We start from the raw sequence: 10,252 nt of genomic DNA, 5'->3' as shown, positions 1-10,252 counted from the left end.
CCAGTGGCCCTGTGCGGCCACACCGAAAGGCCGAACATATGGAAGCAAGCGATCCGATCAAAAAATCTGCAAAAAACACTTGCAAGGGGGAGCCGTCCACATAAGGGATGAGGACGGAGGAGAGATGCAGTCCTCCGATACGTTTCCTACAGCGCTGCGCGTCTTATGAGACGCGCGAAGGTCGCTGCAGCACTTTGAGCTGCTGCATGTTTTTGTCTTTTGATCGGCTACGATCAAAGGAAACAAGCTTCAACGCCATTATCCATGTCGCAGCCGTCATAAACTCAAAATGAATCTCAACAGGCCTTAGCACAAGTGTTAACAGGCCCTGATATCACTCCGCCTTTTCCAGCGCCTCGTCGGCAAGATCCGGCAGAGCATCGTCAGGCTGAGTGACTTCACGCTTCGGCTTTACCAGCGGTTCCGGCCGGACGGGCCTTGAATGCAGCATGTCGCGGCCGGCGGTGATGCCCTCCGCTTCCTGGAGCACCAGCCTTGCCTCGTCGCGGCGGCGGATATCATCCATGATGCCAATGGCTTCATCGCCGTTCACGCCGAGCGCCTCGAGCGTCTTACGGCCGAAAAGCAGACCAGACTCGAACGTTTCGCGCAATTCGTAGTCGACACCCCGTGCGCGCAGTTCCAGCGTGTGCAGGCGGTCGTAGGAGCGCGCGAAGATGCGGGCATTCGGGTATTCGGCATGGACGAGATCGATGATCTTGTCCGTGACCTCCTTCTTCTGCGTGCACACGGCGACAATCTTCGCCTTCTCTATTCCGGCCGCTCGCAAGACGTCGAGGCGTGTGCCGTCGCCGAAATAGATGCGGAAGCCGAATGTGGCCGCCTGACGCACGCGCGCCGCGGAATGGTCGATGATCGTCACATCGCGGCCGCCGGCGAGAAGGATCTGCGAAGCGATCTGGGCGAAGCGGGAAAAACCGATCATCAGCACGTCGGCGCCGGCGCCCTCGAAATCCTCTTCCATTTCCTCGGCCAGTTCGTCCTGCTTGTGCATCAGCCGCCTGGAGAGCATCGCTGCCACGGGTGTTAGCGCCATGGAGAGCGTGACGATGGCGACGAGCAGGGAGGACGTGGCTTGCGAGAAGACGCCGGCCGCGGCGGCTGCGGTGAAGAGCACGAAGCCGAATTCGCCGCCTTGCGGCAGAAGCAGGCCGATGCGCACGGCGTCGTTGTGGCGTGAGCCGGCGGCCCGGCACAGTCCGTAAAGGACCAGGCTCTTTACCAGCATCAGCACGGGAACGGCGATGATGATGCTCAGCAGGTTCTCTGCCACCACATGGAGCTCGAGCGACAGGCCGACCGCCATGAAGAAAAGCGCCTGGAGGATGCCGCGGAATGGCTCGATGTCGGCCTCCAGCTCGTGACGATAGGACGATTCCGCCAGCAACACCCCTGCAAGGAACGCGCCCATCGCCATGGAAAGGCCGGCGAGCTGCATCATCGTCGCCGCGCCCATGACGACGAGAAGCGCGGCTGCGATCATGACGTCGCGCGCGCCGGTGCGCGCGATCACCTGAAACAGCGGATTGAGAAGATAGCGACCGGCGGCGAAAAGCGCGGCCACGGCGGCGATGGCGATCGCGAAGTCTTCGATCGGCGTGGTCGTATCCTCCGGTGCCTGTGCCGCCATCAGCGGAATGATCGCAAGCAGAGGCACGATCGCCAGGTCCTGGAGCAGGAGAATGGAGAAGGCGCGCTGGCCATAGCGCGTGTTGGTATCGTTGTTCTCCTCCAGGATCTGCATGGCGAAGGCCGTGGAGGATAGCGCCAGGCCAAAGCCGGCGACGACGCTGCCGGCGCCTCCGAGAAGATCGCTGAACGCGATCAGGAACGAAAGAACGGCGCCGGTGATCACGACCTGTGCCGTACCGAGACCGAAGATGTCGCGCCGCATCTGCCACAGCCGCGAAGGTTTCAGCTCGAGGCCGATGATGAACAGCAGGAAGACGACGCCGAGTTCCGAGACATGCAGGATCTCTTCGCCCTCCGTGATTTGCAGGGCGACGGGACCGATCAGGATGCCGGCGGCGAGGTAACCAAGGATGGTGCCGAGCCCGAGACGCTTGAACAGCGGCGCTGCGATCACGGCGCCGGCAAGCAGCATCAGCGCCTGAGAATAGATTATCGTTGTCGTTTCCATGCTCGGTGCTTCCGCTATAACGGCCGGGGCCCGTGGAGAAGGGCGTATTCGGCCGCATATCATTTTGCTGCTGGGGCGGGAATCACGATGATGCCCTTGATGCATGCTTCAGTGCACAATAAATGGGACAGGAATGAAAGGCCAAAATCATGTCTGAGACGATCGATTCCGCCGTCCTCGAGCAACGTGCCGCCGAGCTTGTCGATCGGGCGCGTCGCGCCGGCGCGGATGCCGCGGATGCCGTGGTGGTGCGTGGCCGCTCCCGTTCGGTTTCGGTGCGGCTCGGCAAGGTGGAGGCGACGGAAGCTTCCGAGAGCGACGATTTCTCGCTCAGGGTCTTTGTCGGGCGGCGCGTCGCCAGTGTTTCCGCCAATCCGGGCTTCGATTTGAAGGTCCTGGCAGAGCGTGCGGTGGCGATGGCGAAGGCGTCGCCGGAGGATCCTTACGCATCGCTTGCCGACCCCGATCGCCTGGCGAAGTCCTATCCGGATCTCGAACTTTTCGACAACCGGGACGTATCGACCGAAGCACTCACGGAGGCGGCGCTCGCCGCCGAAGGAGCCGCGCTTTCGGTCACAGGCGTCACCAATTCCAGCGGGGGGGGCGCATCGGCCGGCATGGGCGGGCTCGTGCTCGTCACGTCTCATGGTTTCTCCGGCTCCTATATGGCCACCCGTTTCGGCTGCTCCGTCAGCGCCATCGCCGGCGAAGGCACCAAGATGGAACGCGATTACGACTTCGACAGCCGACTCTATTTCGATGAACTCCGCACTGCCGAGGACATCGGCCGGGTCGCCGGCGAGCGGGCGGCGGCGCGCGTCAACCCCCGCCGCGTCGCGACGCAGAAGAACGTGACGGTCGTTTTCGATCCGCGCGTCGCACGCGGCTTCGTCGGACATCTTGCGGGAGCCATCAACGGAGCGTCTGTCGCCCGCAAGACCAGCTTCCTGCGCGACATGATGGGCAAGCAGATCATGAAATCGGGCATTGCCGTTACCGACGATCCGTTGATCGTCCGCGGCGCCTCCTCGCGTCCTTTCGACGGGGAGGGGGTCAGCGGCTCGAAATTGTCGATGGTCGAGGATGGCGTGCTGCGCCATTGGTTCCTGTCCACGTCTGCGGCCAGGGAGCTCGGCCTCGAGACCAACGGGCGCGGCGTTCGCGGCGGTCCGGCGGTCAGCCCGGCCTCCACCAATCTCGCCCTCGAGCCCGGCTCCGTCTCGCGCGACGATCTGATCCGCGGCGTCGGCACCGGCTTCTATGTCACCGAGCTCATCGGCCAGGGTGTCAACATGGTGACGGGCGAATATAGTCGCGGCGCCTCCGGCTTCTGGATTGAAAACGGCGAAATCCTCTATCCCGTTTCCGAGGTGACGATCGCCTCCAATCTCAAGCAGATGTTCATGGCGCTGACGCCGGCCGACGACATCGACAGGAAGTTCGGCATCGCCGCGCCGACGCTTGCGATCGAAGGCATGACGATCGCCGGAACTTGAATGTGGGCGGTGCGTTGCACTACAGCGCCGCGTGTAAGGATTTGCATGTCAGAAACAGCCCTTTCGATCCGCCCGGCCTGGGACGAGGACCTCGAACTCATTCTTACCGCTGCAGTCGCGGCGGGCGACACTGCGCTCGGCTATTTCCGCAAGACGCTGGACGTCCGCTGGAAAAATGAGGGCCGTTCCCCCGTAAGCGAGGCCGACCTCGCCGCCAACGACATCCTCAAGGGGCGGCTGCTCGCCGCACGGCCGGACTATGGCTGGCTTTCGGAGGAGACTGACGACGACGAAAGCCGTCTCGTCCGCGAGACCGTCTTTGTCGTCGATCCCATCGACGGCACCCGGGCCTTCATCGCCGGCAAGGATCTCTGGTGCGTCAGCGTCGCCGTCGTCCACCGTGGCCAGCCTGTGGCCGGCGTTCTCTATGCGCCCGCCCTCGACGAGATATTCCAGGCGACCCGCGATGGCGAAGCGCGGAAGAACGGCAAGGCGATTGCCGTGCGGGAGGCGGCATCCGGCGCGGTGCTGAAGGTGGCGGCGGCCGAGGATGTCATGGGCAGGCTGGCATTGCCCTATCGCAACAGGATGATGCGTGTGTCGCACGTGCCGTCGCTCGCCTATCGCCTTGCGATGATCGCGGATGGACGCATCGATGGAACGATCGTCAAGCGGAATTCGCACGATTGGGATTTGGCGGCCGCCGACCTCATCCTTTCGCGCGCCGGGGGGGCGCTTTGCAGTCTCGATGGCGAGCCCTTGTCCTACAACCGCCCGACTGTCACCCACGGCGTTCTGGGAGCGGCCTCGGGAACCGCGCTGCCGGCGTTGCTCGCCGCCTCCAGGCCGCTTGAGCCCCATTGACCTTTAGGGGCGAATGCCGCAAACCACCCCAACACCAATAAGAACACAGATGGAATTTCGATGGCTCACGACTCCGAGAAAAAACAACGGCTGCACCTCGTCTTCGGCGGCGAATTGGCAACGCTCACCGACGTGCAGTTTCGCGATCTGGAAAATCTGGATATCGTCGGCATCTTCCCGGACTACGAGAGCGCGCATGTCGCCTGGAAAGCCAAGGCTCAGATGACCGTCGACAATGCGCATATGCGCTATTTCATCGTCCACATGCATCGCCTGCTCGATCCGGAAGTGAAGTAATGCCGTCGGCGTCGGACGCGGCGGAGGGCAAGCGTTCATGAGCAGCCTGCGCGCAAGGCTGGCACTTTCCGGCTATCGCTGGCTCGGAACGGCCGTCTATCCCTTCTTCTGGTCCTATCTTGCGCTCCGCGCGGCGAAGGGCAAGGAGGACCCGGCACGCCGGCGCGAACGCTATGGCTATGCTAGTGCGCCGCGGCCCCAGGGCCCTCTCGTCTGGTTTCACGCCGCCAGTGTCGGAGAGACGAATGCAGTCACTCCGCTGATCAAGGAAATCCGCCGCCGCGGCATCGCCGTGGTGCTGACCACCGGTACGACGACCTCGGCGCGGGTCGCCGCGGAGCGATTGGGCTCGGCCGTCGTGCACCAGTACGTGCCGCTCGATTTCAAGCCGGCGGTGAGCCGTTTTCTGGAATATTGGCAGCCGGATCTGGCGATCATCGCCGAATCGGAAATCTGGCCGATGACGATCATCGAGCTCGGCAGGCGCCATATTCCGCAGGTTCTGGTCAATGGCCGTCTTTCCGACCGCACCTTCGCCCGATGGAGGCGCCGGCCGTCGCTCGCCGATGCTCTCTTTGAAAATCTCGCGCTCGTCATCGCTCAGTCCGATGTCGATGCGGAGCGTTTCCGCACGCTGGGTGCGCTCCCGGTTACGGTCTCCGGCAACCTCAAGGTGGACAACGACGCGCCGCCGCACGATCCCCGGGACCTGCGCGAATACCGCCAGCAGATCGGTGCACGAAAGACCTGGGCTGCGATCTCGACCTTCGAGGGGGAGGAGAATGCGGCCGGGACCGTTCACCAGGCGCTGAAGGAGAGAACCGGCCTGCTGACGATCATCGTTCCTCGCCATCCGGAGCGCTGCGACGCGATCGAGGCTGCCCTGGTCGCGAAGGGGTTGACCGTCGCGCGCCGCACGCGCGGCGATCCGGTCACACCGGAAGTCGATATTCTACTCGGCGACACGATCGGCGAAATGGGGCTCTATCTGAGGCTGACGGAAGTCGCTTTCGTCGGACGTTCGCTTTTCGCCGAGGGCGGCCAGAACCCGCTCGAGCCGGCCATGCTCGGCTGCGCGGTGCTCTCCGGCGGGAATGTGCAGAATTTCCGCGAGACCTACCAGATGCTCGCGAAGAACGGCAGCGCTAAGATCGTGCGCGATACGGAGATGCTCGCCAAGGGGGTCAACTACCTGCTCGCCAACGACGACATGCGTCGCTCGATGATCGATGCCGGACTCGAAACCGTGCAACAGATGCGGGGCGCGCTGACGGCGACGATGAAGGGCCTCGACCCCTACATCAACCCGCTTGTGGTGAAGGCGCGGCTGGAGCCGCGCCCTGAAGCCTGAAACGTGAAGCCTCGATTGGAAGGGACCATGCCCGCAACGAAACCGATCGCCGGCATATTGTTCGACAAGGACGGCACCCTTCTCGACTACGTGAAGAGCTGGGTGCCGGTGAATTACGAGCTGGCGCGGATCGCCGCCAAGGGCAATGAGAGCCTTGCGCGTGTCCTCCTCCAGGCGGGCGGGATGGATCCGGAGACCGGATATGTCGTTCCCGATAGCCTGCTTGCGGCCGGGAATACCGTGGAGATTGCCACCGGCATGGTCGGCGCCGGCGCGCCGTTTACAGTGGAAGAATTGACGGCACTGTTCGACGGGCTCTTTGCACAATCCGCGCATTATGCCGTGCCGGTGACCGATCTCGCGTCCTTTTTTGCCGGGCTGCACGCGAAAGGCTACCGGCTCGGCGTCGCCTCCAGCGACAACGAGCGATCGATCCGGGAAACCGCCAAACGCTTCGGTTTCGAGGACTACCTCCATTACGTCGCCGGCTACGATAGCGGCTATGGCACAAAGCCGGAGCCCGGCATGGTGCTCGGGTTTTGCGCCGCAACGGGGCTTGCACCCGACGAGGTGGCCGTAGTCGGCGACAACAATCACGACATGCATATGGGCCGCAGTGCGGGCGTCGGCATGACGGTTGCCGTTTTGACCGGCACCGGATCGCGCCAGTCGCTTGCCGCGTCTTGCGACCACTGCCTCGCCGATATTACCGAGCTGGAAGCGGTGCTCACGAACTGATCGGCTTGCCTTTTTCTCCGTTCTGACGTTCTTTGTCGCCGGTCACACCGCTCACGGCCGATGCCCGCGGCGGAAAGTTCTGGATTTGCCCTTCCTGCCCTCAGGTGCCGGAGCGGCCGCACGGATATTTACGGGTAAAGATGGTTTCAGAAGCGCCCCCGTTCTGGTGGACCAAGGCCGACTGGCGCGCCTATGCTCTTTGGCCCTTTTCCTGGGTTTACGGCCGGATCGCCGGGATGCGCATGGACCGGGCGCGCCGGGCGACCTCCGCCGTGCCGCTGATCTGCATAGGCAACTTCACCGTCGGCGGAGCCGGAAAGACCCCGACGGCGATCGCGATTGCACGTGCCGCCAGGGCACGGGGCCTGAAGCCTGCTTTCCTCAGCCGCGGCTATGGCGGGTCGCTGGACGTCACGACGGTGGTCGACCCCGAGCACCATCGCGCGCGCGACGTCGGCGACGAGCCGCTGCTGCTTGCCCGCGAGGCGCTCACCGTGATCTGCCGGCGCAGGGTGGATGGCGCACGCAAGCTTGCTGCGGAAGGCGCCGATATCATCATCATGGATGATGGCTTCCAGAGTGCCCGGCTCGTCTTCGATTTCGCCCTTCTGGTGGTCGATTCCGGCCGCGGTATCGGCAATGGCCATCTCGTGCCTTCCGGCCCGGTTCGGGCGCCGATCGGCAATCAGCTGCGCCATACCAACGCTCTCCTCAAACTCGGCCACGGCTCCGCCGCCGATACTCTCGTCCGCCAGGCGGCACGGGCCGGCAAGCCCGTCTATGTGGCCGAAACGGTGCGCACGGATACAGGGCCGCTCGACGGCGTCAAGGTCCTTGCCTGGGCCGGAATCGCGGATCCGGAAAAGTTCTTCAAGACCGTTCGCGAGACCGGCGCGGTGATCGAAGAGACCCGGACCTTCCCGGATCACCACCATTTCTCCGAAGACGAGATTGCCGATCTGATCGACCGTGCCGCAAGCCGAGGCTATACGCTGGTGACCACGGCCAAGGACATGGTTCGCCTGGAGCCCGGACACGGGCGGGCAGGGGAACTGGCGGCGAAAAGCCGCGTGATCGAGATCGAGGTGCGCTTCGACGATCCGGCAGCGCCGGGTGCAATCATCGACGCGACACTTGCCGCCGCCCGCGCCCGCCGATTGCGCGAGCGCAAGACGGGTTAGTCAAGCCTGACCCGCCAGGCCGCCGGCGCGTCGTTCCGCTTCGAGCGAGGCGTCCGCGTCGGCGTAAGCCTCCTGGCGCGCGACGCTCCAGTACCTGAGTTCATCGACCGGAACGGGCTTGCCCGTAACGGCACAGATCACGTGCGAGCCGGCAAGTACGACTTGGAAGTCTCCGTCGAGATAGCGGATCTTCGCCTCCCGGGAGGAGCTTCCTTCAAAACGGTTCATCATGCCTGAACGGGCCTCGTCTAATCGTGGACGTCCTGATCTATCGCGGCGCCCTGCAAAAAACCAGCGGTTTCGGAAGATGGTTCCAGCAGGGTCTCAGCTCCGCCCGAAAAGCCGCTCGATGTCGGTCAGCTTGAGCTCGATATAGGTCGGCCGGCCGTGATTGCACTGCCCGGAGCCGGGCGTGGCCTCCATCTGGCGAAGCAGAGCGTTCATCTCTTCGGTGCGCAACCGGCGGCCCGAGCGAACCGAGCCGTGGCAGGCCATGGTGGCGGCGAGATATTCGAGCCGGCCGGCGAGCCCACCGGCCGTATCCCATTCCGCAAGCTCGTCGGCAAGCTGGCGAACCAGTCCGGCGGCGTCCATTTCTCCGAGCATCGCCGGCGTTTCGCGGACGGCGATCGCCGCGGGGCCGAAACGCTCGATGGTCAGTCCCAGGCGCGTGAACTCCTGCGCATGCGCAATCAGCCGGTTGCAATCGTCTTCCGGCAGGTCGACGATCTCGGGGATCAGCAGCGCCTGCGCCGGTACCGGGCGGGCGCGGAGCGCCGTTCGCATCGTCTCGAAGACGAGACGCTCATGGGCGGCGTGCTGGTCGACGATCACGAGCCCGTCGTCGGTCTGGGCAACGATATAGTTTTCATGAAGCTGGGCGCGGGCGGCACCAAGCGGGAAGGAAACCGCCCGTCCATCGGCGGCCCGCGTCGCCTCGACGGCGGCGGCAGCGCTGCGCGCCGATGGCTGGGCGAAATCGGAGAAGGCCGCCTGGGGTGCTTCTGCGAAACCCCGCGCGGTCTCGTCGAAGCGCAGCGGCCGATAGGGCGAGACGGCGGCCGTCCAGGGCTCCTGCGGCCTGTCTGCCCGGTGGAACTCGGGACGGAAGGCGCGCATCAGCCCATGCGCCCCGGTCGTCGCCGCCCGGTCTCCCTCACGCGCCAGCGCCTCGCGGATGGCGCCGATGATCAAGCCGCGGATCAGTCCGGGATCGCGGAAGCGCACGTCCGATTTTGCCGGATGGACATTGACGTCGACGAGAGCCGGATCGAGCGTGATCGACAGCACCGCGATCGGGTAGCGCCCCTGCGGAATGGTCTCGGCATAGGCGGCGCGGATCGCGGACATGATCAGCTTGTCCTGGACCGGCCGGCCATTGACGAACGCATATTGCTGAAGCGAATTGCCGCGGTTGAAGGTCGGCACGCCGGCAAAGCCCGTCAGCCGCGCATCCTCGCGCTCGGCGTCGATCTCGATGGCATTGTCGCGGAAGTCGCGGCCGAGCACTTGCGCCATCCGCGCCAGCCGGTCGTCGCCTGTTGCGGGGAATTCGAGCGTCGTGCGATCGGAGCCGGAAAGCACGAAACGCACTCTCGGAAAGGCGATCGCCATACGCCGGACGACTTCCGAGATCGCCGCCGCCTCGGCCTTTTCCGACTTCATGAATTTCAGCCGCGCCGGGGTCGCGAAGAAGAGGTCGCGCACCTCGACCACGGTGCCTACGATAGCGGCCGACGGCCGGGCGGGCTCGCTCCTGCCGCCGGTGACCGTGATCGCCGCGCCTTCCGGGGCCTCCGCCGTCCTCGTGGTGATCGACAGGCGCGCGACCGATCCGATCGAGGGCAGGGCTTCGCCGCGGAAACCGAGCGTCCGGATATCGGCGAGGCTGTCGTCGAGCTTGGAGGTGCAATGGCGGCGGATCGCCAGTTCGAGATCGGCCGGCGACATGCCGATGCCGTTGTCGGTGACCCTGAGGAGCGTCTTGCCGCCACCGGCGGTCGCGATCTCGATCCTCGTCGCGCCCGCATCGAGCGCGTTCTCGATCAGTTCCTTCGCGGCGCTCGCCGGTCGTTCGATGACTTCGCCGGCGGCGATCTGATTGATGAGCGTTTCGGAAAGTTGCTTGATGGCCATGCCCTATTTTCCAGGATTCGGAGAGGGA

The 10,252-nt window shown here is 64.4% G+C and carries 9 protein-coding genes; 6 read left to right on the top strand and 3 right to left on the bottom strand.

The annotated features are described in order from the left end of the window. Positions 1-334 precede the first annotated feature (334 nt). A complete protein-coding gene (locus ACTJKL_RS14965) occupies positions 335-2,161 on the bottom strand; it encodes a monovalent cation:proton antiporter-2 (CPA2) family protein (RefSeq protein ID WP_411925929.1) in 1,827 nt (608 codons plus the stop codon). A gap of 149 nt (positions 2,162-2,310) precedes the next feature. Between ACTJKL_RS14965 and ACTJKL_RS14960 the strand changes: the two genes are divergently transcribed. The 6 genes from ACTJKL_RS14960 to lpxK all read left to right on the top strand — a co-directional run bounded on the left by ACTJKL_RS14960 (position 2,311) and on the right by lpxK (position 8,088). Further along, complete coding sequence (locus ACTJKL_RS14960; RefSeq protein ID WP_440853195.1) at positions 2,311-3,657, top strand: TldD/PmbA family protein; 1,347 nt, start codon at positions 2,311-2,313, stop codon at positions 3,655-3,657. Positions 3,658-3,702: 45 nt separating this feature from the next. Further along, positions 3,703-4,521, top strand: a complete 819-nt coding sequence (locus ACTJKL_RS14955; protein ID WP_100669295.1) for a 3'(2'),5'-bisphosphate nucleotidase CysQ — start codon at positions 3,703-3,705, stop codon at positions 4,519-4,521. 60 nt (positions 4,522-4,581) lie between these two features. Then, positions 4,582-4,818, top strand: a complete 237-nt coding sequence (locus ACTJKL_RS14950; protein ID WP_018094356.1) for a DUF4170 domain-containing protein — start codon at positions 4,582-4,584, stop codon at positions 4,816-4,818. Between the two features lie 37 nt (positions 4,819-4,855). Continuing rightward, the gene (waaA, locus tag ACTJKL_RS14945) at positions 4,856-6,169 is read left to right on the top strand and encodes a lipid IV(A) 3-deoxy-D-manno-octulosonic acid transferase (RefSeq protein ID WP_100669293.1); all 1,314 of its coding nucleotides are present in this window, start codon (positions 4,856-4,858) and stop codon (positions 6,167-6,169) included. Between the two features lie 27 nt (positions 6,170-6,196). Next, positions 6,197-6,907 (top strand): HAD family hydrolase, encoded by a 711-nt coding sequence (locus tag ACTJKL_RS14940; protein WP_018094358.1) that lies wholly within the window; start codon positions 6,197-6,199, stop codon positions 6,905-6,907. A gap of 140 nt (positions 6,908-7,047) precedes the next feature. Then, complete coding sequence (gene lpxK / locus ACTJKL_RS14935; protein WP_440853194.1) at positions 7,048-8,088, top strand: tetraacyldisaccharide 4'-kinase; 1,041 nt, start codon at positions 7,048-7,050, stop codon at positions 8,086-8,088. Here lpxK and ACTJKL_RS14930 read toward each other — a convergent pair whose 3' ends face one another. Continuing rightward, complete coding sequence (locus ACTJKL_RS14930; protein WP_018094360.1) at positions 8,089-8,319, bottom strand: DUF2093 domain-containing protein; 231 nt, start codon at positions 8,317-8,319, stop codon at positions 8,089-8,091. It abuts the gene before it with no gap. Positions 8,320-8,412: 93 nt separating this feature from the next. Continuing rightward, positions 8,413-10,224: a DNA mismatch repair endonuclease MutL gene (mutL, locus tag ACTJKL_RS14925; RefSeq protein WP_440853193.1), complete on the bottom strand. Its 1,812-nt coding sequence runs from the start codon at positions 10,222-10,224 to the stop codon at positions 8,413-8,415. Between the last annotated feature and the right edge of the window lie 28 nt (positions 10,225-10,252).

The sequence above is a fragment of the Sinorhizobium sp. 22678 genome (genome assembly GCF_052044265.1).
Lineage (GTDB): Bacteria > Pseudomonadota > Alphaproteobacteria > Rhizobiales > Rhizobiaceae > Sinorhizobium > Sinorhizobium meliloti_A.
The sequence above is the reverse complement of the archived record's forward strand: the minus strand, read 5'-3'. Positions and strand labels throughout refer to the sequence as shown.